We start from the raw sequence: 23,822 nt of genomic DNA, 5'->3' as shown, positions 1-23,822 counted from the left end.
GCCAATGAGGTAGATGATTGTCTGAGTTAAATCAAGAAAGTTGCCTGATTATTCTAATTAATGAGAAAAACCCAATTCAGATCCACCAGTGCGCAGGATTTTAATCTGTATATCTGTCGGGTATAATGTTTGACCGCTCTTAAAAAAACGTCAATAAAATTGGAATTCAATCAATAATGGCCCTGATAAATGAATAGAAACAATGTGTTAGGTTCATTCCTTTTCGTGGTGCTGATGAGTATTGTGCTGGGGCTGTATTTGCTCTATCCAACTTATGACGACGATTTAAAGCATATTCGCCCTGAAAACCCGAGTGTTTATAGTCCAGAGAAAGAGTTATCACTCTCTCAATATGGATCTGCGTTGATCGATATTCTCGATGTATCTCGCGGTGACCCTAATTTAGCTTCCCAACAACTTGAGGCTCTCCAAGCCAAGTTCCCAGACCAAGATAAAGCCATCTATCGTGCTTACGAATTGATGATTTTGTCCAACCTCGCGCAACATAAGTTGGATACCGAAGCGGTTTCCGAATACGTCAGGCAGATTAAAGCACTCGCACAACACGAACATATGGGTTGGCTAAAGGCCCAATCTCTCGTTGAATTGGCGATTGAATACATCAGTAAGGGTGAGCTAGCGGAATCTGAAATCCAAATCAGAGCAGCGATAGATATCGCAGAATCGCTTCACTATGAAGAGTTGTTGATTAAGGCCTATAACACGGCTGGTGTCATCAATAACATCCGCAATGACTTTCCTGAAGCTCAATACTTTTTCCATAAAGGTTTAGACCTTGGTAAGAAGTACCCTCATCACATCTACAACAGCAAGTTAGTGTCAAATATGGCACTGCTTTATATCTATTTGGAAGACTGGCCTAAAGCGCTCAAGCTGATTAAAAGAGCCAAAAAGCTCTATTACAAGAGTGGACTACTCGAAGCGTCTACCATCGGCGTGCTGCATGTGAATGAGTCTTTTGCTTATCTGCGCAGTGGTGATTTAGTCAAAGGCCGAGAAGCATATCAAAGTGCGGCTAAGCTAAATGGCGATAACGTGAGTGAACGATACAAAATCATCCTATTAAAAGCAGAGAGTGATGTGTTGTTGGCGGAAAAGAACTTTGAGTCAGCACGACAAGTCGCAAACTTGTGTCTTAGATACCCAGGCGTGGACAAATACACACTTCAATTGGGGCAGTGTTACCTAAATAGAGCCTTAGCGAACATTGGTTTGAACCGAGATAATTTTGTTTTTGCTGATCTAAAGCGATCGTCTGCAATGTTCGATGTTGTGGGGACTCGCAGCTGGAAGGTCCTCGGCTTAAGAACACTTGCTGAATACTATGATTCAAGAGGCGACAGCGAGAACACACTTCGCTACTTCAAGCTCTATTACAAGGGTAATAAAGCGCTGCTATTTGATAAGCGCCAGAGTGATATCTTTTTACTCGAGCAAGATTTCGCTACGGCATCATTAGCTCAAGAAAACGAACTGCTTAACGCAGAAAAAGAGTTGGGTGAGCTGACATTAGATAAGCAGCAATTACGGAATCGAATCGTCGTCGCTTTGGGTATCATGGTGATGATAAGCGCCACGTTACTATTGATAAGGTTACGCTCGATCCAGAAGACCAACAAAGAACTACTTAAGCAATCAACAAGATGCGAACTGACAGGCTTATACAATAGGCGTTACTTAGAGCAACGGTTAACTCAGCCGATGCCACGTCATTTGTCGTCGTTTGGGTATACGCTCGCTATTCTAGATTTAGACCGCTTCAAACAAGTTAATGACACTTATGGCCATGATATTGGTGACCAAGTGCTGGTGGAAGTCGCTAAGCGTTTAGAGAAAATCTTATCAACAAACGATGTAGTGGCAAGATGGGGTGGGGAAGAGTTTGTTTTGTTGCTGTCTGGTTCCATTGATCCTGAGCAACAGTTGAACGTTATCCGTTTAGCTATTTCTGAAACACCCATTGATACGCACTCCGGCTCTTTAGACCTCACCACATCGATAGGAGCGTCGATTGGTATTGTTCATGAGCAACTCAATCAAGATACTTACAAGAAGTACCTCAAAGCCGCGGATGATGCACTATATCAAGCGAAAGAGTCGGGTAGGAATCAAGTCATCATTGCTGAAAGTTAATCGCTAATCTGGAAACAAAAAGCCATTCTGATCTTCGTGAGATAAGAATGGCTTCTGGAACACTCTGAGATCGCTAATATCAAAATTTGAGTGAGAAGTGGGGTTTACTTAGCGATATGTCGAGTTTATCTATATCAACATTTTCTAAATGAGTTACTTAGCGACACCTTGAAGCATTTCAACCAATTCGCCTTCTGTCGCTGGTTCGCTAGCGAGTTCAATCACAGCCGAAGCTCCTCCCTTTAACATGTAGGCTTGGGTTCCGCAGTGGTCATAGTGGAACCATTTACCATCTACACATACGTCGGTATAACATCTTGGGTCTTGTTTAAGTTCCATATCAATTTCCTTATTAACATTTGCCTAACGTTTTTTAGGCTAGTTGATCACAAATCTAGGTGAATTGATCTAAATCAATCTAGAGTGTAATTGATGATTTAATTATCAAAATAAGAGAGGTGTGTCTAGTGAAGGAGCGACCTCTCGTTGGGCACTGCGCTCAAAGGTCGTGATTCTGGTTGGCAACTCTCGCTCTTTTGCTTGCCAGGTGATGCTTTTCTACATACGCTAGCTACTCTCTTAATCCCTATACAGACTTGATTGTGCTGGAAAATGACTAATATCTTTATCGTTGTAATTGTTCTGGTTGTGTTCTTTTACTTTATTCAAAAGTATGTGGTGAAACACGATGACACCAAAGACCACGCTTATCAGAAGAAAGGCGCGTTGATGTCGGCGCAACAGGCGACATTCTATAATGCGCTAAAATCAGCTGTGGGCAACCATGGGGAAGTGTTTGCTAAAGTCAGCATGTCGAACGTACTTGTTCCTGCTAAGACGAACAATAAGAAGAATTGGTTTATCGCCAACAACAAGATCTCACGTAGTTACTTCGACTTTGTTGTTTGCGACCCGCGAACGCTAGAGCCCCGCGTTATTATCGAACTTGATAACGGCAAAGAGCTCAATAAAGGGAAAGTCGATCGCGAAAAGCTACTAATTCACGTGTGTAAATCGGCAGGTTTACCTCTGATTGGTGCATCTATTAAACACAGCTACCAAGTGAGCCGTTTGAAGAGGTTACTGGCAGCACACATCGATTTAATCGAGCCATCAAAAGAAGTGCGATTTTGTAAGAAGTGTGGTAGCCCAATGATCATCAAACTGGCAAGCCAAGGCGATTACAAAGGCCGACGCTTCTTCACTTGTAGCCGCCAGCCAAACTGCACCTATACCGAAAACTACAACGTTGTATTCGATGTTGAAGAATAGTTGGTATCGATAGTAATGCATCCGGTTGGACTCCATTCAATCGCTTAGATACGAATAAGTTATACAAACTAAAAAGCCGAGCATTGATTATGCTCGGCTTTACTAATATTAAGTGGATTGGTTTAGACTAAAACGCGTAACGCATACCGAGCTGTAGCTCATCTTCGTCGTTATCGCCTTGCCCACCTTCGCCCTCGTCTAACATGTTAAACTTATAACTACCAAAGAAGGCCACATCGCCAATATAACGTGCGTATTCTAGACCGATAAAGTTAATGTCGTAATCTGCAATATCGTCAGCTTCAAAGTAGCTGTAGGTCAGGTTGACGGTGTTGACACCAAACGAGTATCCCAAGTAAGCATCGGCAGAATCGTAGTCTGAATCTTTTACGCCTAGACCTGAAATACTACCAAATTGATAGAGTGCGGCGAACCAAACCCCCTGATCGTTGGTGTACTTAACCGCACCAATATAGGCATCAGAAGTTTCTGTATCTGTCCCAACGCCATAGGTTTCATCACTTGACGCATAACCGACGCCAATATCTAACCCAATCGAAGTGCTGCCGGCGACAACTGCACCGAAGCCGTCACTTTGTGCTGATTCACTATCTGAATTGAAATTGCCATCAATTTGAAAGGTGATGTTGTCGCTTGTCAGTTCATAACGTAAAACATTTTTTGCTCGATCAGCAGTCGACACCGTGTATTCATTGATATAGCCGCTGAAGGTTTCAGCCATATCCGTCCAATCGGTTAAGTAGGTAACGGCATTATTTTGGTGGCCATAATAGACGTTACCGTGATTGGTTTGAACACCCGTATATAAGAATCGAGTGTTAATGCCGATATCATCTGATGCGCCATCTTCAGACTCTGTTAGTTCGAATTCATATTTCCCAAAAAAGGAAATATCGTCCGACGCTTTTTGTGTGCCATCGACACTTAAGCGGACACGTGATCTATCACTATAGGTGCTACTATTACCAGCACTTTTATTCGCATCAGAGAAATTCCCTCGAACTTCTGCGCGGCCGCCGATATTGAATACTGTTTCATCTGTCTCATAAATGGTCGCCGCCGATACGGCAGATGTCGATAGTATGCTCACCACTGCAATGGCGATATGTGATTTTTTCATAATTTATTCCCTATTTTTCACACTTGTATTTATCGCAAACCATAAATTCACGTATAGCATTGAATTTAGATTATTGATTCCTACAGGTTATGAATATAGGCGCGCTTTACCATTATGCAAATTTCATTATGTATTACTGTGCTGTATGTATTCAAAATAGCTATGATGTGTGGGGTTGGTTTTTGAATTGCTTATAGATTGTTGCTCTTGAGGGAGATTAATTGTAGCTGATGTTTTTCGACTATAGAGTGCTATCGTATTTATGTATGTTGGTAATAACCCGGCCACTTTATATGAAAAATCCGAATTTAGTCATTGCGGCCTAGTAATTCGATGACGACGATTACAAAATCGTGGTGATTTTTATGAATGATGTATTTCAGTGAGTTACAAAGCCTCTGCGTGCCTTTCACTTATAATGATCAAAATACTACGGTAACCCAATGGGCAAGCAAAATTTTTGACACTAAATATAGGCATTGATCTATACCTGTATGGTTACTGTAAAGGCCAAGAAAAACGGTATAGACAACAAAAATCCCAAATTGAACACATTAGGTTAGTTAATTGGTTGTCATCAAGGATTAGAATTTTTTCTAACTAAACTTTGTTTTTCAGCGGTTTGACGATAATCTGGGTGTAAAATCGATATGTTGTTATGTCTTTGATTGCAAAGTGAGCAAACGAATCGCAAGATGCCAGTTAATACTTGCACCATCTGTTTATCATGGATATCATCGTTGGCGTTCTAAGGGAATGCGTCCGTAGCTCAGTTGGTTAGAGTACCGCCTTGACATGGCGGGGGTCGGTGATTCGAGTTCACTCGGACGCACCATTCCTTCTTTAGTTTTTATTGCATAACTATTGAGTTTGTCACAATGGTAGTAATAAGAAATTAGAACATCGCCCGCTTAGCTCAGTTGGTTAGAGTACTTGCATGACATGCAAGGTGTCACTGGTTCGAGTCCAGTAGCGGGCACCACATTATACGAAAGAGCCCACCTAGCGTGGGCTTTTTTGTGCCTGTAATTCCTTGTGTTATCTCGTTCTTTATGAACAATCAAAAAAGTCCACTGAATGTGGGCTTTGATGTAGATCTTGTCGTCTTCTAAGCTAAGCTCGAATGATCATTTGCTCGCGCTCAGGACCTACCGATACCATCACAATTGGTACACCCATCAGCTCTTCGATACGTGTAACGTAATCTTGTGCCGCTTGAGGAAGGCTCTCAAACGTGCGGCAGCCAGTGATGTCTTCATCCCAGCCTGCCATATCTTCATATACAGGTTTTAGCTCAGCCGTTTGTGGCCAAATCGGGTTCTCAGTATGTTCACCTGAGTAAGCGGTACAGATCTTAAGTTCAGACAAACCAGATAGGCAATCGATCTTAGTCAGTGCTATTTCCGTTGCAGCTTGTAGGTCAACACCGTTGCGAGTTGCCACTGCATCAAAGTAACCCATGTCACGTGGGCGGCCTGTTGTTGCGCCGTATTCGTTAGAGCTTTCGCGGAAGCTGTCTTGTTCTTCCATTGCAGTTACTAGCGTGCCAGTACCAACAGACGAGCTGAATGATTTAGCAACAGCGATAACACGTTCAGGACGAAGTGCAGGTAAACCGCTACCAATGCCAGCATAAGCTGCGGTTACATTCGAAGATGTTGTCCAAGGGTATTCACCGTAGACAAGGTCGCGACCTGCGCCTAACTGAGCTTCAAACAGTAGGTTTGCGTCTTGTGATTGCAGCGCTTTAAGCGGCTCAGTTACGTTGCAGATGAACGGGCGCCACGCTTTAGTTACTTCAAGTAGCCATTCTGTCATTTCAGAAGCAGTCTGGGAGAAGTCACATTGAGGGTAGAGCGCTTTAAGCTGAGGCATCTTCCAATCAAGTAGGAATTGAATACGCTGCTCTAAAATTTCAGGTTGATTCAGCCAACCGACAAGAATGCCTTTCTTCATTACACGATCGCCGTACGCTGGTGCAATGCCTTGACGTGTAGAGCCGTAAGCGCCATCGCCCAAACGCTCTTCTTCAAGCGTATCTTCAAGAGCATGTAAAGGGAGACACAGTGTCGCACGATCTGAGATCGCCATTTTCACTTTGATGCCAGCCTCTTGAACTTCTGCAATCTCTTCAGTTAGCGCAGCAGGGCTGATCACCATGCCAGGGCCAAGAACCGCCGTACAATTAGGATTAAAAATACCACTAGGTAGTTGGTGCAGTTTGAATGTACCGAAGTCATTTACCACAGTATGACCTGCATTGTTTCCGCCTTGGAAACGAATGCTAGCAGAAGCTTGGTCTGCTAAAAAATCGACGATGCGGCCTTTGCCTTCATCACCCCAGTTTGCGCCCACAACAACGATAGATGGCATAATTTTTCTCCTAACTGATTGAGGAATCATGTTAGGCCTATAAGGTGGATAAGAGAAATTAATTATCTTTATTATCTTGATAAGGATTTCATATATCCTTAAAGTCTTAAGCTACAAACGAGATTCCCTATCACGTTCGTTCCTCACTGTAGGGAATGACGATGGGGCATTCTTTACTTTTAGGGAATGATATTAGTGACACGAGAGAGAGGACATGATGCTCGATATTAATTTGTTGAAGACGTTTGTGACGCTTGCGGAGTACAAGCATTTTGGGAAAGCGGCCAATGCACTGCACATGACACAACCCAATGTGAGTTTGCACCTAAAACAACTGGAACAACAAACACGCATAAAGTTGATAGAGAGAAGCCCTTTTCAATTGACTCAAGCGGGTGAACGGCTATTGGAAACAAGCCAAAGAACGCTACTCGAACTGCAGATTTGTCAGGCCGATCTCAATGCCATTAACGACCTTAAAATAGGGACGTTAACCATTGCCGTAAGTGACATCATTTCTCGATTTTTGCTAATTCGTCCGTTCCAGAAGTTCAAAGCGCAGTATCCCGGTATTGACCTTACGCTCTTGAATACCACGTCATCTCAGGCATCGAATTTAGTTAAAAATGCTCAAGCGGATATTGGTTTTGTTATCGCCAAAGAGCAGCACAACGAGTCTTTGTATTTCACTAAGCTGCAAGAGCTTTCTTGGTGTGCGCTTGGCGATGGGTTTGATATCCGAGACTCTGATGCAGAGCTCACTTTGATTCTACTAGGTCATGATACGAGAACGCGTGACTTTATTGATGAAGGTTTACCAAGCCTTAATCTACCTAATTATAGGGTGATGGAAGTAGGGAGTGTCGATGCTCAAATCGACTGGGCAGAAGCGGGATTTGGTGTGGCTATTGTCCCGGAGTTTGCGGTATCAACCAAGCAGCACCTGCATTCGAAAGTGACACCATTGACCAACTTCTCGAGCACCAGTCTTGGTTATATTGTTCGGCAGAACCAAGTCTTGTCGAAAGCAACCAAGCAGCTGTTAGGTTGGGTGAATGATGAGATTATTTCATTGCAAAACAAATAAATACAATCATTGAGTTTGACTCAATCAGCCCACCTCGAGTGGGCTTTTTTGTCCCTGGAAAGCCTCGTTTTTACTGAATCAATAATCTTTGGAACAAACTAGCGCTCACCATCAACTATTCGTCCCGCAAATCAGAGTTTCAAAATTCATCGTTGACAAAGTTTGATAATCAAACTAAATTTCAAATTATTACTTTGATTATCAAATTACTTGTCAATCAAAGGGCTTTTATTTGCAACGATCATCTAACCACAAACACAAGCTAAGGACGCCATTTTGAGTTTTCCAACACGTCACCAACACAACTTTTCTTCACATAACAGTCAAGGTGAGAAACGCACGTTCTATGTCCTGTTATTGACCGTCGTTACCATGGTTGTCGAAATTGTTACAGGTACTATTTACGGCTCGATGGCATTGCTTGCCGATGGTTGGCACATGGGGACGCACGCCGCAGCGTTTGGTATCACCTTATTTGCATACCGTTATGCGAAGAAACATGCCGAGAGCGAACGTTTCTCTTTCGGTACTGGCAAAGTCAGCGTGTTAGGGGGCTACACCAGCGCGATTGCATTGGGGATTGTGGCATTGTTGATGCTGGTGGAATCAGTACATCGTTTGTTTAACCCACAAGCGATTCAGTTCAATGAAGCGATCATCGTTGCTTGTATTGGTTTAACTGTGAATGTGGTGAGTATGTTTTTACTTGGCGATCACCATCATGATCACGGACACGAGCATGGCCACAATCATAGTAAGAATCACGGTCATTCACATAGCCATGAGCACGACAGCGACCGTGGTCATAAACATGGCGAGCATCACGGACACCATCATGATCACAACCTACGCGCAGCCTACATGCATGTGTTGGCGGATACTCTAACTTCGCTGCTTGCGATTGTTGCGCTGCTATTTGGTAAGTTTTACGGTTGGAACTGGTTAGATGCAGCAATGGGAATGGTTGGCGCATTCGTGATTGCTAAGTGGACGATGAACCTTATGAAACAAACCAGCCCAATCCTGCTGGATGAGAATATCGACCAAGATTATCGTGACTCAGTGACCAAAACCTTAACGCCTTATGCGTCGGTCACCGATTTCCATATGTGGAAGGTGAGTGGGCATCACTATTCAGCAGCGATTACTCTTGAATCAAACAGTGATAAAACCGTCTCTGAATATAAACAAATGCTCGCCAAGTTTGATAAGATTAATCATCTTACTCTTGAAGTGCATTCAAACGACCATGCGAAATATAGAACAGCTTAACCAAATACTGACTGAGTTCTACGATAAAATGTCTTCGTGGGAGCAGTCTGTTGTCAAAGAGACGGGTTATTCCCTGGCTCAAGTACACACCATTGAAGTACTTGGTATGCATGGCGCGTTAAGAATGAAAGAGCTCGCTGAAAAGTTAGGTATCACCACGGGTACACTTACTGTTCAAATCGAAAAGCTGGTTAAAGCTGAATTGATTGAACGCCATGAACACCCAACGGATCGTCGTGCAATTGTGGTGGCATTAACTGATGAAGGTCAGAAGATCCACGTCCACCATAACCAGCTTCACTTGAATTTGGTTAATGAGCTGACGCAAGACATCGAAGAAGACGAGAAAGCGGTATTATTGAAGTGCCTAACCAAGATGGTGAAAGCGTTTTAGCCAGCCTTGAATTCGCACCTAACTCTTTAGCTGCAAAGCGATTGACTAGAAAATCAAAAGATGGACCTGACTCGAATTGAGTAGGTCCATTTTTTTCGCCGTTTACGCTCTACTGTACAATCATCAATAGACGGATTCACTGTTTAAAAACCAAGTCAAAACCTCCAATATTGCGCTTCGCTCGTGCTCTTCTGGAGAGCCAAAAAAATGTCATCATAAATAATGCATCCAAATGTGCGTCAAAGTCTTTTAATTCAATGCCTTGTATACCATGACATTCAAACCATTTATGTTCCGTCAAATAGCTGTCTCTCACTTTTATCATTCAACTAATGTACATGTATTCAATTTGTGTTATTGATGCTTTTATCTTTAGTGAAAAGATTCATTCTCTGTTTGAATACCATTGAGAATGTCACTGCTGGTGGGCTGAACAGTCGCTAGATTTAGTGCTCATTACTGATACAAAAAATATAACAATAATCAGGTCGCGCAAGTTGGATATCCATTCTTTGATGCGATTTATTTAGATACTCATAGTTAATTTAGTAAAGACGAGCCACGTATATGAACATAAAGAGAAAGCTCTATTCGTTGGGGATGTTCTCCATCTTCGGCATGATTTCACTGCTGTTTACCACATCACAATTTGCAGACACCACCGCTCAAATGAGCGAAGCCAAACAAATTACCAAAGAGCTTGAAGTGCGTTTGCTCAACTTTCGCCGTAACGAGAAAGATTTTTTACTGCGTAGCGATATGAAATACCTCGACAAGTTCGACGTAAACTACAAAAAATTCTTAGCGTCTGAATCTGAGCTAGATACAGTGCTCAGTGATTTAGGTTTAGCCAACAGCACACACTTACGTGAAGACATCGAAACTTACCACACCAGCTTTGTTAACTTAGTTAAAGCGAGCGAAGTCTATGGGCTATCACGTGACAAAGGTATGCTAGGCGAGTTTCATGTTTTGCTCGATAGCATCAGCGCGACAGCCAGTGCGGAACAAAAAATCGAGCTTTACCTGTTCAATGACTTAATTGAGAAGGGGGAGTTTGACCCGAGTGTTCTTTCTATAACTTCAAATATGAGTAGCTCAGCTGCTTTGATTGACGCTGCTCGCCAAGTGGTTGAGCAAAAGCGAGTGATTGGCTTGAAGCACAACGAAGGTCTGCTTGGGCAAGCTCGCTCGGGTTCTCATGCTATCGAAACTCAATTTAAAGAGTTCTCCGCGGTGCTAGACCAACAAACGCAGCAAGAGATGGACAAGCTATCGCTGATCAACAACATCCTTTGCGTCACGCTACTCGTGTCGATCATTCTGTTCAGCTGGTTAATCGTCCGTTCTATCATTGGTAAAATTGAGTCACTGCTTTCGGTGATTCGTAACATCGTTGATTCTAACGACGTGTCTATTCGTTCGCACCTTGATGGCAAAGACGAACTCAGCACTTTAGGCCAATACTTCAACCAACTGTTGGATCAACTGGAAGGGCTTATCGCTGCCTCTCAATCTAAGTCACTGCAACTGACACAAAGCACATCGAACATGCATGATGAGCTAGAGTCAGTAATCAAACAGTTTGAAGTTCAAGCAAATCACACATCTACAATGACAACGTCAGTTCAAGAGATGGTACTCACCATTGGCGAGATCTCTGAAAGCACATCGGTTGCCGCTGAAGGTGTACATCAAGCGAAAGTGAATGCCGATAAAGGCCGTGAAGTGGTGGTTGAAACCATCAGCAACATCACCCAGTTGTCTGAACGTCTTTCAAGCAGCCAAGATTCGATCAGTTCACTGAACCATCATGTTGACCAGATCGGCGATGCAGTAAACATCATCCAAGGCATTGCAGAACAAACTAACCTATTGGCATTGAACGCAGCAATTGAAGCAGCACGTGCGGGTGAACAAGGTCGTGGCTTTGCGGTAGTTGCCGATGAAGTACGCGCACTAGCAAGCAGAACGCATCAATCGACCACAGAGATAACTTCAGTGGTGAGTGCAATTCAAAGCCAGATGCAGGCGTCGATGGCAGAGATTGGCGAGTGTAATCAACAAGGTCAACTAACGCTGAAAGATTCGGAAGAGCTGGATGCGAGCTTGCAACTTATCTTGAGCGACATGGAAAGCATCCAAGGTAATTCAGAACGTATTGCTTCAGCGATTGAAGAGCAGGGCGCAGTAATGGCGCAAGTGAGTGACTCAATTACTGAGCTGAACACTATCTCGAACGACAATAACGCTTCGGCGCAGCATTGCTTAGTTGAAGTGGACAAGGTAGCAGAGCAAGCGAACGATATGGACCAAGCGGTCGCGCAGTTCAAGACTTCATAAACAACATAGAACTTACTAAAACAAAAGGCGTGGATCATCTACGCCTTTTTTGTGCCTGAAATTCAAATAGATAAATGACGAGAATGAAAAAACGGCCCGATCTGGGGGAAGATCTGGGCCGTTATATTACGTATTAAAGGGGGGACTACTTATTTCGGCCTTCCAGCACATCCAGTGCCAGTTCAACCGCTTTATCAATATTGTCGCATCCCGCTAACTTACCTGAGCTGATAGGACCAAGCACATTAGCGTATAACGAGAGCTGCTTGTTAAATGGCAGGCTCAACTGCTCATATAAACGCTGGCGAATCTCGGCATGTTGCTCAGGAGCGTGAGCAGCAAGGCTTTTCAAAGTGTCATAAACAAGAGTGGTGGTAGTGTTCATTCGTCTCTTTATCATTAAGTGGGAGGCGCTTATTTTATAATCTTTTCGTATTCTTTTACTGTGATATAAGTCATACAATATTATTAATGTGTTTATCTTTTCAATCTAATGAGAATAAGGCATTCCAAAATAGACTTAAGTATCTGTGAAATATAACTAAAATAATGACAGACTATCGAACACACAAACGAATTGGCGCGTTTCTGGCAAACGGTTAAATCTATAGGAAGAGGAACAACATGCACTACGACGTATTCAACGGAGACGCAGATGGCATAATCGCGTTGTTACAGCTGCGATTAAGTGAGCCAAGAGAGAACGTGCTCATTACTGGTGTTAAGCGTGATATTAAGTTGGTCTCTCAAGTTGTTACTCAAATTATGGATCCGGGTAAGCAAGGTGATGTTTCTTCCGTTACCGTTTTAGATGTATCGATGGAGAAAAACCTGCCTGCACTGCACTCACTGCTAGACGCAAACATCAATGTATTTTATTGCGATCACCACCGAACAGGGGATGTCCCAACTTCTAGTCATTTAGATACTCTGATTGATACCGCGCCAGAGAGCTGCACGAGCTTGCTGATTAACCAGAAGCTGAATGGTGCGCATGTGGCTTGGGCAATCGCAGCTGCCTTTGGCGACAATCTAAAAACGGTGGCGGCGCGGCTAGCGGATGAAAATGGATTCGCTCAATCTCAAAAAGAGTTTCTAGAAGAGCTAGGTACCTTGGTTAACTACAACGGTTACGGTTCGTCACTGAGTGATTTGCATTTCACGCCAGCTGAGCTCTACAAAACCCTTTATCAATACCCGAATCCGTTTGATCTTTTGGATGATAAAGACTCTGTGTTTTATCGACTACGAGATGCTTATCAAAATGATCGCCAGCAGTTATCAAACCTTGCTCCTGTTTATGAAAGTGAAGTCGCACGTGTGTTTGAACTGCCAGGTGAGACGTGGGCAAGGCGCATCAGTGGCGTATTTGGTAATGAAATCGTTAATCAAGATCCAAACCGAGCGCAAGCAGTATTAACGAAAAACCAAGACGGCGAGTCTTACACGGTGAGCTTACGTGCGCCATTATCAAATAGAACGGGTGCAGACGAAATTTGCTCAAGTTTTGCGACTGGCGGAGGAAGAAAAGCAGCGGCTGGAATTAATCAACTTAATGAACTTGATAAGGTGAATTTTATTTCACTATTGGATGCATATTATTCATCTGGCACTGACGGTTAACTGAAAAACTCCCGACGTATACATTCAAAATCCTACAAATTCTTGCTCCTATATTCCGTTATACGTGCGTATTGCTAGCACATGTATGATGGCTATATCCAGGCTGTTTTAGTGATATCACTCGCAATGGTATCTGGTCTTAGGTCAGTAATTACGGCGTATTTGGGATGATTTTTGCCGATTTAAAGTTTATTTTTTCCTATCGGTGATTTTTTATATTTTTGGTTAATTATCTTAGTGAATTAAGGTTGATTAAATATTTATATGGTCAATGCATTCAGCCGAAAATAACAGTTTTTAGCATTTCAATTTGAATGAAAAGTCAAAATCATATTGATTCTGATATTCAATCTGTGACTTAAAATCACAAGTTAAATCAAAGGTCATCTTTTCCTATAAATTCCATTACTTCTCTATAAATATTCATGATTACAATGAATTGGTTCGGTTGTGATTGGCACAGCTGTTAAGTAAGGAAGTGGGACTAATGTTGAAACGTAAAGCTCTACAATTAGCAGTATCGCTCGGCATGGCGGCAATGTCTGGCGCTGTTTATGCGAATGGTTCAGATATGACGAATCCAGACTCTGGCGTCGTGGTTGGCTATTGGCATAACTGGTGTGACGGTGGCGGCTACCAAGGTGGTAATGCGCCATGTGTGACGCTGGATGAAGTGAACCCAATGTACAACATCGTGAATGTGTCATTCATGAAGGTCTACGATGTGGCTGATGGTCGAATCCCAACTTTTAAACTGGACCCAACCATTGGGCTTTCAGAAGAACAATTTATTGACCAAATCTCGGAACTCAACAAGCAAGGTCGCTCTGTACTGTTGGCTTTGGGTGGTGCTGATGCACACGTAGAGCTAGAAACCGGTGATGAAAGAGCCTTTGCTGATGAGATTATCCGTCTAACTGAGCGTTACGGTTTCGATGGCCTAGATATTGACCTTGAACAAGCAGCCGTAACCGCCGCAAACAATCAAACCGTGATTCCTGATGCTCTTAAGTTGGTAAAAGACCACTACCGTGCTGAAGGTAAAAACTTCCTTATTACTATGGCGCCTGAGTTCCCGTATCTCACGACAGCCGGTAAGTACGTTCCTTATATCGATAATCTAGAAGGCTATTACGACTGGATTAACCCACAATTCTACAACCAAGGTGGCGATGGTATCTGGGTTGAAGGCGTGGGTTGGATTGCTCAAAACAACGATGCGTTAAAAGAAGAGTTCATCTACTACATTTCTGATTCTCTTATCAACGGAACGCGTGGTTTCCACAAGATCCCACATGACAAGCTCGTGTTTGGTATTCCTTCAAGCATCGATGCTGCAGCAACCGGTTTTGTACAAGAGCCACAAGATTTATACGACGCATTTGATAGCCTAACGGCGCAAGGTCAACCGCTACGTGGTGTGATGACTTGGTCTATCAACTGGGACATGGGCACCAACAAAAACGGCCAACAATACAACGAGCAGTTCATTAAAGACTACGGCCCGTTTGTACACGGTCAGGTAACGCCACCACCAGTCGAGGGCGAGCCCGTTCTTAAAGGTGTCGAAAATACGCGTGTTCTTCACGGCACAACGTTTGATCCTATGGATGGCGTGACGGCAACAGACAAAGAAGACGGCGATCTAACGTCATCAATCGATGTTGAAGGTTACGTTGAAACCAGTGTTATTGGCACTTACGTTTTGACTTACCGAGTGAAAGACAGCGATAACAACGAAACCACTAAAGCGAGAACGGTAGAGGTTTACAGCCAGAAGCCAGTATTTAATGGCGTATCTGACACAACAGTTGTGTTGGGTACTGCATTTGATGCTATGGCAGGCGTGACGGCGAATGATGCTGAAGATGGCGACCTGACAAGCACTATTACACACACTGGCAGTGTCGATGTAAATGAAATCGGCAACTACACACTTGTGTATAGCGTGACAGACAGCGCGAACCAAACCGTAACCGTTGACCGTAAAGTGTCTGTAACTGATGGTTCTAACTGTGCTGCTGCATGGGATGCCGACACCGTTTATGTTGAAGGTGACCAAGTATCTCATGACGGTTCAACGTGGGGAGCAGGTTGGTACACTCGCGGCGAAGAGCCAGGAACAACAGGTGAGTGGGGCGTTTGGAGAAAAGTTTCAGACTCTTCATGTGGTGGTAACCCAGATCCGGGCGATGACTTAGAGCTTTCGGTTTCAGGACTTCAATCACAATATGCGCCAGATAACGGCAATGTTCGTTTAGATCTAACACTGACATCAAATGAAGCGTTAGATGTTACCGCTATGGTGATCAACAGTGCAGGTACTGTGGTTGAGCAAACTAAGGTTAACGTAACGGACAGCCGCGCCATTACCATCGACTTATACGATGTAGCGGAAGGGCAATATGGACTTGAAGTGGTCGGTAAAGCATCTGACGGTGAAATGGTGATGGTAAACGATTCGTTCGCTGTTAAAGACGGTGGTGGTACAACACCTCCTCCAGGTGATTATCCTCCATATGAAGCGGGCACCAACTACGCAGCGGGTGACATTGTGGTCGGCAGCGATAATGGCTTGTACGAATGTAAGCCTTGGCCATACACGGCATGGTGTGCAAGCGCGTCTTACGCTCCAGCAGATAGCCAATACTGGCAAGATGCTTGGACAAAGCTGTAGTCTGAAAGCTCAACGCTAGCAATATAAAGTAGACGATCAAAGAGAGGCCATTGTGCCTCTCTTTTTTATGTTTAAACAGTTCTGACTTAGAGCTTTAAAACCCACTTAACCTTAAACTCTGCTCTGCATATTGCTCTAGATCAAAATAGGAGTGATTATCAATTGTATTACATGTTAAGAAATAGCACTATGCGCACATTGAATTTTATATATTGTTAATATTTGCATAATGAATCTTGCTCAAGTCGACCTCAATCTACTCGTTATTCTTAAACACCTTCTTGAAGAGAAGCACGTTTCCAACACGGCATTGGCGCTGGATATGAGCCAACCTACGGTGAGCCGATCTCTGCAAAAACTGCGTACCGTTTTCAATGATGATCTATTGGTGCGAGCGGCTTATGGCTATGAGTTAACGCCAAAAGCAGAAGCCATTAAGCAAGATCTCAATTCGGTTCTGACACGTTTAGAAAAGCTGGTACATGGCGATGTATTCGAACCACAAAGCAGTGACAGTACGGTTCGTTTCTTTGGTTTAGTGCCTAATGTCGCGCACTTGCTGCCCAAGGTAGTTGCGGAGATACGTCAACAAGCGCCAAACATGACTGTTGATATCGACTCGATTCCTAAACGACACTTTGAGCCTCTGTTATCCGGTGATGCGCACTTTGTGTTGTCGACCCACGAGCCGTTAAGTTCAGAGCAAAATTTGTATCGAATGTTCGTGATTAGCCGCGATTACCGTTTGCTGATGAGTAAAAAACATCCTTTGGCGGACAAAGAGATCACGGTTGATGACTTGTTGAATAGCCAACTTGGTCAAATCTCACTGCAAGGGGATAAGAAGCTCTCGATCGAAAGTCGATTTAAAGATCTTGGCTTGATTGATAAGCAGCGCCAGCTGTCCATTCCAATTCAGCTTTCCAATTTTAACGTCGCGCCGGATATGGCAGAAGCAACCGACATCATCTTTCATTTACCGACACCTTTTGCTCAACAAGCCGCTACGCAAAGAGATCTTGTTTGTAAACGCGTGCCTAAAGCGTTGCGCCACCCATCAGAAGACGTCTACTTATACTGGCATAAGCGCTTTCATAACGACCCGATGTGTCGCTGGGTTCGCAATATATTCAAAGAGCTTTATACATAATCCATCTGCAGGGTGAATGAAAATTACGAATACCTATCGAGTTGGATATAGATCTCTTTCATTATTTGAATGGTGAATAACGAGAATCGATTTTTGGTATGAAACTTTCGTTGATAAGAGTGGTAGTTGGTTGTTTAATGCAAACCATTATCATTACCAATCACATATAAGAATGAATATCATGTCTGAGAGATCTCTTTTGATTCGCAAACCTCTTTTGGTTCGTAAACCCCTTTCGATCGCAGTCGCTGTTATTTGTACCTCACTTTCAGCTAACGTGTTGGCGCAAGAAGAAGCGCAAGCAACAGATGAGCAAATGGTTGTTACGGCAACTCGTACCGAGATGGCACTAAAACAAGCGCCAGCTTCAATGTCGGTTATCACCGCGCAAGACATTGAAGACAGCCCTGGTATTACCTTGGCGGACATCGTTGCAGAATCAACGAGTGTCGAATCTGACTTTGATAGCACACGTGCTGGCCGTCAGATGATCTCTATTCGTGGTATGGATTCAGATTACACTCTTATCATGGTGAACGGTCGTCGTTTAAGCTCTGCAAGTGCCATCATCCGTGGTAACGACTTCGACCTATCAACGATTCCTGCTGATTCGATCGAACGTGTTGAAATAATCCGTGGCCCAATGTCTGCACTTTACGGTTCAGATGGTATGGGCGGTACAATCAACATCATCACTAAGGCTCCAGAAAACGATTGGAGCTCTACACTGAGCATGGACACTTCATCTCCACTTGATGGTGATGGAGGGGAAGAGTATTCGATGGGCTTCACGACATCTGGTGCGTTGATTGAAGACGAGTTGTTTGCTCGCCTATCTGTTAACCAAACTAGCCGTGATGCTTGGCAACCCTATTCTGGTACGCATAGCTCTGGTTACGATCGTTCAGACATTACTGCGTTAGAAGAAAGAGAGACATTAAGCTTACTCGCGAGCCTGACATGGAATGCAACAGACAACCAAACCATTGATTTCGATTTTGGTTACAGTGACGACGAACGTGAGTCATCTGCGGAAAACGTATCATCTGTGATTGAGTCTGACACACGTGTTGTACGTCAGAGCCAAGCGATCACACATAGTGGTTTTTGGAGCTGGGGTGACACGCAAGTACGTTATTCACGTGAAAATGTGACAGATAATGATGCTGCGGACTCAGATACTAACTATAGCAGTGACATCGAAGAGCTGACTCAAATTGTTGAAGCTTCGGCGACCACTTATCTTGGTGATAGTCACACCGTAACGTTTGGTATGGACTACCAGTTGAGTGAATTAACCAACAAAGAAAACTTAGTCAATGGTACATCTGAAGCTTATCAAGGTGCGTTATTTGTTCAAGACCAATGGTTAATGACGGATCAACTAACGGCAACCATTGGTGGTCGTTTAGATAAGCATGAACTGTACGGTGAAGAGTTCAGCCCACGTGTGTACTTGGTTCATCAAACAACGAATGACCTGATCATCAAGGGTGGTGTGGGTAAAGCATTTAAAGCACCAACATTGACTCAAAATCAGACAGACTACACAGTTAATAGCTGTAAAGGCGTATGTGATTTACATGGTAATGAAGATCTTAAGCCCGAAACCAGCTTGAACTATGAGATCGCTGCGATTTATAGCCAACCTCGTTGGAATGTTGAAGGTGCCTTATTCCGAAATGAAATCAACGACCTAATTGATCGTGATGAAACCTATTGTGAGAACGGCGGAGTGTTTGAATCGGGTAAAGGTTGCGCTGATAGTTCAAGCTCAACTGGCTATGTGAATGGTAAGCGTACTTATACAAACGTATCAGAGGCTGTAGTTCAAGGTGCTGAGCTTACAGGCCAATTCCAAATTACTGATGAATGGGGTGTGTCTGGTAATTACACATTCTTAGACACTGAAGATAAGTCTACTGGTGACGAATTACTTGAGCGTTACAAGCATTCGGGTTTAGTTAAACTGAACTGGAGCCCAACTTACGATCTAAGTACCTTCGTGAGTGCGCGTTACCGTGGTGAACGTCAGATCGAAAGCGATCTAACTCAAGACGCTTACACAACGCTGAACCTAGGTGCTATCTACAACGTGAATGCTTCAGTACGACTACGTGCAGGTATCACGAACTTAACTGACGAAGCTGTATCACAAGAGCTAGAGAGCATGGGCTATGTTGAAGAGCCACGTACTTACTACGTAGGTATGACAGCGGACTTCTAATTTAGAGTTCAGTAACTGATAGCTTGATACAAAAGAACCCACACTGGCTGATGCTCTAAAAGGAGAATGGCGAGTGTGGGTTCTTTTTTGATCTATAGATTTGGTTTAATTTGCCGTTTATCTATTAATCTAGATTTTGACACATGTGATCAGCGCATTACCGGACTGAGTATCCCAAGGAATCAGCTTATCGTAATCGTGCTCGAAGATATTAACCTCGAAGTAGGGCTTCAATATCTCGATTAACTCTTTAAACGAGAATGCCACCATTGGGTGTTCATCATTCCACACTTGAGTTTCACCAGCAGTCGTCTTTTCGATGCTAAGCTTTAGCGCTTGCTTATCACCCTGACCAGAGTAATACCAACCAGAACGGAACGTGAAATCGTCTTTGTCTTGGTTTGTTGTGTGTCTAACAAACAGGTCATTGCTGATCTTGTCTTTATCAACCACGTTAAAACAGAAAATACCTTCTGGCTTTAACGCACGATGCACACTTTCAATACACTCTTTAAGCTTCTCAAGGCCATCGTTGTAATGGATGGAATACAGGAAGCAAGTGATAAGATCGAGTGGTTCCGTGACCTCAAAGTTACTCATGTTTTGTACTGAGAACTTGGCTTCCGGGCAGCGAACTTCTGCGATATCTAACATCGGCTTGTTAAGATCTAGGCCACCGCTTTGGTAACCGAAATCAATAAAATGACGAACGTGTGGGCCAGTGCCACAAGCTAAGTCGAGGTGTGTTTTTCCTTCATTTCCAAAGATTTGATGGAGTCTACGTACGCAGTTACTTTGCGCTTGGTAGTCAATATCTACACACATTAAATCATAGTAACCGGATAGGTCGGTATAGAGTGCGTTGGCGGACATATTTGCCTGCAGCATAAGCTGAAAAATTAGGGTGGCGCATCATATACCGAAATTGGAAAATCGCAATCAAATATTCGATCAATGAAAGCGTTTTATTTTCTAACTTATGGTCGTTTTAAATGAGACCGTTTAAAGGGATGTTTAAGCTGCCAACAACATCAGTACGCGTGTCATCGCTATTCACTTTGCCCTGACTACTTATTCGTTAACTAAAACAGGTGTTGCTCCCTCAATGCAGCGACCATACGGGCTTTGCGGAACGCTTTTATCACGAGACGAGATAGGAAAAATATGGTATCTAGGTAAACCCAGTGTGACATTTATAATTTTATGATTAATCAGTAATTTTACTGATTCAAACCGAGTTCTTGAAAAGGAAACAATTCAGGAAAGTGGGCTGTTGATAAAAACCAAATCACTCAAGCTAAATAAGCGAACTAAACAAGGAGAGTTGAAACAATGACATCAGCAATAAATGCACAGGGTTCAATGGAAAATAGAACAGCATTGGAAAGCAGTGCTTCAATAGAAATTAAGGTGGATGACTTGTCGGGTGGGGAAGTCATTGAATTACTTGAAGAGCACCTCGCTGATATGTACGCCACTTCGCCAGCCGAAAGCGTTCATGCACTGGATCTAGATGGGCTCAAGTCACCAGAGATTACTTTTTTCAGTGCTTGGAAAGACAGCCAACTACTTGGGTGTGTTGCCATTAAAGAGCTAAATACCCAACACGCTGAACTCAAATCGATGAGAACCTCACAGTTTGCTCGAAAGTCAGGTGTTGCGAGCCAACTTTTACAGCACGTATTGGATACAGCAACCGCCCGCCAGTATCAAACAATCAGTTTAGAGACCGGCTCAGAAGACTACTTTAAGGCTGCGCGTAACCTGTATGAAAAGTTTGGCTTCGGATACTGTGAACCCTTTGCTGATTATGTGTTAGACCCGCACAGCCAGTTTATGAGTATTGAGTTGCGTTAAGAGACTAGCCTTAGATGTCGACTTACTTTGCAGGTTTCTCCCTTGGCCTTTCGCTGATTCTTGCGATTGGCTCTCAAAATGCGTTTGTTTTAAAGCAAGGGCTTAAGAACCAACACGTATTGGCAGTTTGTGCTGTATGTGCCATTTCTGACGCCTTACTGATTAGCTTTGGCGTGACGGGCTTTGGCGCAATCGTTAAGCAGTTCCCACAAATTGAGCAGTTCGCCCGTTATGGTGGCGCTATCTTTTTGGGTGTCTATTCATTCTTAAGCTTCCGATCAGCATTTACCGAAAACCACGCCTTAGAAGCCACGGCAGAAACTAAAGACTCATTAACCAAAGCGATTGCGATGTGTTTGGCGTTCACTTGGCTTAACCCGCATGTGTATTTGGATACTGTGGTATTGCTGGGGTCTATCTCAACTCAATATCAACCGGATCAAATGTTGTTTGGCGCTGGGGCGGTATCGGCGTCATTCGTGTTCTTCTTTTCACTTGGATATGGCGCTCGCTTCTTGGCTCCAATGTTTAAGAACCCGAGAGCGTGGAAGGTGTTGGAATTTGTCGTTGGCGTGATCATGGCATCTATTGCAATATCTTTGATTGTCTAGCTGCGCGTAATTAGGCTTCCATTTTGGTATAGGTGTTGAATACACGCCAGTAGAAAGCCTAACCTTACGTTTAATCTCACAAGCAGATGCAGTAAATATCGAATTCTTCGGCCCGAAAGCCGTGATGTAGCGTTTAGCACAGTAACTCTGGGCGCTTCGTACAATTTTTGACGACCTCTGTGAAATAGCTTAAAGCTAAAGCTATGGACACCTAAAACCGCTCTAACGTTGAGCGGTTTTTTTATGTCAAAAATAACGATTGGTCACGCTATGGGCGGAGTTGGTCCAAAGCCTGAAATTAGTTGGTTTTCACAAGCTTATAAAAGGGAATTATCTCGACTATTTTGGTAGATTAAAGGTATTACCGACTTCCAGTGAGCAGCAATGAAGATTCTTCACACGTCCGATTGGCACCTTGGCCAAAACTTCTACAATAAAAGCCGTAAGAATGAACATGAACGGTTTTTACAATGGTTACTTGAGCAAGTTACAGAGCACGACATCGACGCGATCATTGTTGCTGGCGACATTTTCGATACCAGTACACCGCCGAGTTACGCTCGTGAGATGTATAACAAGTTTGTGGTCGATTCGAACAAGATCGGTTGCAAATTGGTGTTATTAGGTGGTAACCATGACTCGGTGTCTGTGTTGAAGGAGACACAGCAATTACTGAAGTACATGGGCGCAGACGTAATTCCGAACACCAATGAAGATCATGCGACTCAGGTTGTCGAACTAAAAGGTAAGAACGGCGATGTAGAAGCGCTGGTTTGTGCCATTCCTTTTATTCGCCCTCGCGATGTGTTGATGAGCCAGGCGGGTGTCACTGGCGTTGAGCGTCAGAAGCAACTCGGCGATGCAATCAAACAGCATTATCAAAGTGTTTATGATGCGGCGGTTGCTAAGCGCGCGACGTTTGCAAACAGCGAGCACATGCCGATCATCGCTACCGGCCACTTAACTGCGATGGGTGTTCAACAATCGGATTCGGTACGTGATATCTATGTCGGCAACCTTGATGGTTTTGCCGCTGATGGCTTCCCAGACGCAGACTATATTGCACTTGGTCATATCCACCGCCCACAAGTGGTGGCAAAGCGTGAATACATTCGTTATTCAGGCTCTCCAATCCCACTAAGTTTTGATGAACTTAAGTCTCAAAAACAAGTGTGTGTGGTTGAGTTTGTTGAAGGTGAGCGCACCATTTCTCAACTGCCTGTTCCCACATTCCAACCTCTAGCTGAAATCAAAGGCGACTTGAGCGAGATCGAATCTCAGCTTAACCAATACATAGGTTTAGATAGCGACCAAAGCGTATGGTTATCGATAGAAGTGCAAGCGCAAGATTACTTGTCGGATCTACAAGAACGTATGCGCGCACTGACCGAAGGATTGAATGTGGAAGTACTTCAACTGCGCCGAGCAAGAGAGCGTCGTAATCAAGCATTAGAGCAAGAGTCGGCAGAGACCTTATCTGAACTGAGCCCGATGGACGTGTTTACGAAGCGTATTGCCTTAGAAGAGTTTGAAACCGATTCTGAAAAAGCACGTTTAGAGCGAATGACGGTGAAGTTTAAACAAGTGATGGTTGAAGTGTCTGAAAGCGCTCAAACACCAAATAAAGTAGAAGAGTAACCA

General features: G+C 43.6%; 18 protein-coding genes, 2 tRNA genes and 1 pseudogene. 16 read left to right on the top strand and 5 right to left on the bottom strand.

Features of this window, described 5'->3' with window-relative positions; all coding sequences use genetic code 11:
* Positions 1 to 189: 189 nt before the first annotated feature.
* The gene (locus tag AB4558_RS05760) at positions 190 to 2,154 is read left to right on the top strand and encodes a diguanylate cyclase domain-containing protein (RefSeq protein ID WP_372158311.1); all 1,965 of its coding nucleotides are present in this window, start codon (positions 190 to 192) and stop codon (positions 2,152 to 2,154) included.
* A 153-nt stretch (positions 2,155 to 2,307) separates the two neighbouring features.
* On the opposite strand, the gene AB4558_RS05755 is transcribed toward AB4558_RS05760, so the two are convergent.
* Positions 2,308 to 2,493, bottom strand: a complete 186-nt coding sequence (locus tag AB4558_RS05755) for a hypothetical protein (protein WP_017059179.1) — start codon at positions 2,491 to 2,493, stop codon at positions 2,308 to 2,310.
* Positions 2,494 to 2,766: 273 nt separating this feature from the next.
* Between AB4558_RS05755 and AB4558_RS05750 the strand changes: the two genes are divergently transcribed.
* Entirely contained in the window at positions 2,767 to 3,426 is a 660-nt protein-coding gene (locus tag AB4558_RS05750) for a DUF2726 domain-containing protein (RefSeq protein WP_017065541.1), read from the top strand.
* A 127-nt stretch (positions 3,427 to 3,553) separates the two neighbouring features.
* On the opposite strand, the gene AB4558_RS05745 is transcribed toward AB4558_RS05750, so the two are convergent.
* On the bottom strand, positions 3,554 to 4,567 hold the full coding sequence (locus AB4558_RS05745; protein WP_065584214.1) for a porin: 1,014 nt from the start codon (positions 4,565 to 4,567) through the stop codon (positions 3,554 to 3,556).
* A 758-nt stretch (positions 4,568 to 5,325) separates the two neighbouring features.
* On the opposite strand from AB4558_RS05745, the gene AB4558_RS05740 reads away from it, so the two are divergent.
* Both AB4558_RS05740 and AB4558_RS05735 read left to right on the top strand, forming a co-directional pair.
* A tRNA-Val gene (locus tag AB4558_RS05740) sits at positions 5,326 to 5,402 on the top strand.
* A gap of 70 nt (positions 5,403 to 5,472) precedes the next feature.
* Positions 5,473 to 5,549 (top strand) — tRNA-Val (locus AB4558_RS05735).
* Positions 5,550 to 5,680: 131 nt separating this feature from the next.
* Here the strand turns inward: AB4558_RS05735 and AB4558_RS05730 are convergent.
* Positions 5,681 to 6,940, bottom strand: coding sequence for an adenylosuccinate synthase (locus AB4558_RS05730; RefSeq protein WP_017059182.1), 1,260 nt, complete (start codon positions 6,938 to 6,940; stop codon positions 5,681 to 5,683).
* Between the two features lie 214 nt (positions 6,941 to 7,154).
* Between AB4558_RS05730 and AB4558_RS05725 the strand changes: the two genes are divergently transcribed.
* The 4 genes from AB4558_RS05725 (at position 7,155) to AB4558_RS05710 (ending at position 12,036) form a co-directional block, all read left to right on the top strand.
* Positions 7,155 to 8,027: a LysR family transcriptional regulator gene (locus tag AB4558_RS05725; protein ID WP_017059183.1), complete on the top strand. Its 873-nt coding sequence runs from the start codon at positions 7,155 to 7,157 to the stop codon at positions 8,025 to 8,027.
* A 276-nt stretch (positions 8,028 to 8,303) separates the two neighbouring features.
* A complete protein-coding gene (gene dmeF / locus AB4558_RS05720; protein WP_372074061.1) occupies positions 8,304 to 9,299 on the top strand; it encodes a CDF family Co(II)/Ni(II) efflux transporter DmeF in 996 nt (331 codons plus the stop codon).
* Entirely contained in the window at positions 9,277 to 9,693 is a 417-nt protein-coding gene (locus AB4558_RS05715) for a MarR family winged helix-turn-helix transcriptional regulator (RefSeq protein ID WP_017059185.1), read from the top strand. Before dmeF ends, AB4558_RS05715 begins: the two co-directional genes overlap by 23 nt.
* A gap of 618 nt (positions 9,694 to 10,311) precedes the next feature.
* Positions 10,312 to 12,036 (top strand): methyl-accepting chemotaxis protein, encoded by a 1,725-nt coding sequence (locus tag AB4558_RS05710; protein ID WP_372074118.1) that lies wholly within the window; start codon positions 10,312 to 10,314, stop codon positions 12,034 to 12,036.
* A gap of 145 nt (positions 12,037 to 12,181) precedes the next feature.
* Here AB4558_RS05710 and AB4558_RS05705 read toward each other — a convergent pair whose 3' ends face one another.
* Positions 12,182 to 12,421 (bottom strand): PAS factor family protein, encoded by a 240-nt coding sequence (locus AB4558_RS05705; RefSeq protein WP_004733935.1) that lies wholly within the window; start codon positions 12,419 to 12,421, stop codon positions 12,182 to 12,184.
* Between the two features lie 239 nt (positions 12,422 to 12,660).
* Between AB4558_RS05705 and AB4558_RS05700 the strand changes: the two genes are divergently transcribed.
* The 4 genes from AB4558_RS05700 to AB4558_RS05685 all read left to right on the top strand — a co-directional run bounded on the left by AB4558_RS05700 (position 12,661) and on the right by AB4558_RS05685 (position 19,713).
* Entirely contained in the window at positions 12,661 to 13,659 is a 999-nt protein-coding gene (locus AB4558_RS05700) for a DHH family phosphoesterase (protein ID WP_372074063.1), read from the top strand.
* A 487-nt stretch (positions 13,660 to 14,146) separates the two neighbouring features.
* Positions 14,147 to 16,336: an immunoglobulin-like domain-containing protein gene (locus AB4558_RS05695; RefSeq protein ID WP_372074065.1), complete on the top strand. Its 2,190-nt coding sequence runs from the start codon at positions 14,147 to 14,149 to the stop codon at positions 16,334 to 16,336.
* Positions 16,337 to 16,565: 229 nt separating this feature from the next.
* Positions 16,566 to 17,486: a LysR family transcriptional regulator gene (locus tag AB4558_RS05690; protein WP_017059189.1), complete on the top strand. Its 921-nt coding sequence runs from the start codon at positions 16,566 to 16,568 to the stop codon at positions 17,484 to 17,486.
* A gap of 181 nt (positions 17,487 to 17,667) precedes the next feature.
* The gene (locus AB4558_RS05685) at positions 17,668 to 19,713 is read left to right on the top strand and encodes a TonB-dependent receptor domain-containing protein (protein WP_102333278.1); all 2,046 of its coding nucleotides are present in this window, start codon (positions 17,668 to 17,670) and stop codon (positions 19,711 to 19,713) included.
* 129 nt (positions 19,714 to 19,842) lie between these two features.
* Here AB4558_RS05685 and AB4558_RS05680 read toward each other — a convergent pair whose 3' ends face one another.
* Positions 19,843 to 20,586 carry a class I SAM-dependent methyltransferase gene (locus AB4558_RS05680; protein WP_029235856.1) on the bottom strand — a complete coding sequence of 248 codons (744 nt, stop codon included), beginning with the start codon at positions 20,584 to 20,586 and terminating at the stop codon, positions 19,843 to 19,845.
* Between the two features lie 459 nt (positions 20,587 to 21,045).
* Here AB4558_RS05680 and AB4558_RS05675 point away from each other — a divergent pair, with 459 nt between their 5' ends.
* The 4 genes and pseudogenes from AB4558_RS05675 (at position 21,046) to sbcD (ending at position 23,819) form a co-directional block, all read left to right on the top strand.
* Positions 21,046 to 21,570 carry a GNAT family N-acetyltransferase gene (locus AB4558_RS05675; RefSeq protein ID WP_017059192.1) on the top strand — a complete coding sequence of 175 codons (525 nt, stop codon included), beginning with the start codon at positions 21,046 to 21,048 and terminating at the stop codon, positions 21,568 to 21,570.
* Between the two features lie 14 nt (positions 21,571 to 21,584).
* Positions 21,585 to 22,181 (top strand): LysE/ArgO family amino acid transporter, encoded by a 597-nt coding sequence (locus AB4558_RS05670; RefSeq protein WP_017059193.1) that lies wholly within the window; start codon positions 21,585 to 21,587, stop codon positions 22,179 to 22,181.
* Between the two features lie 13 nt (positions 22,182 to 22,194).
* Positions 22,195 to 22,352 (top strand): annotated as a pseudogene (locus tag AB4558_RS05665) (porin family protein); the annotation flags it as partial.
* Positions 22,353 to 22,565: 213 nt separating this feature from the next.
* Positions 22,566 to 23,819: an exonuclease subunit SbcD gene (gene sbcD / locus AB4558_RS05660; RefSeq protein ID WP_372074067.1), complete on the top strand. Its 1,254-nt coding sequence runs from the start codon at positions 22,566 to 22,568 to the stop codon at positions 23,817 to 23,819.
* Positions 23,820 to 23,822 lie beyond the last annotated feature (3 nt).

The sequence above is a fragment of the Vibrio sp. 10N.222.51.C5 genome, from assembly GCF_041474575.1.
Classification (GTDB): Bacteria; Pseudomonadota; Gammaproteobacteria; order Enterobacterales; family Vibrionaceae; genus Vibrio; species Vibrio crassostreae_C.
Note: the sequence above shows the minus strand (reverse complement) of the source record. Positions and strands in the feature narration are given on the sequence as shown.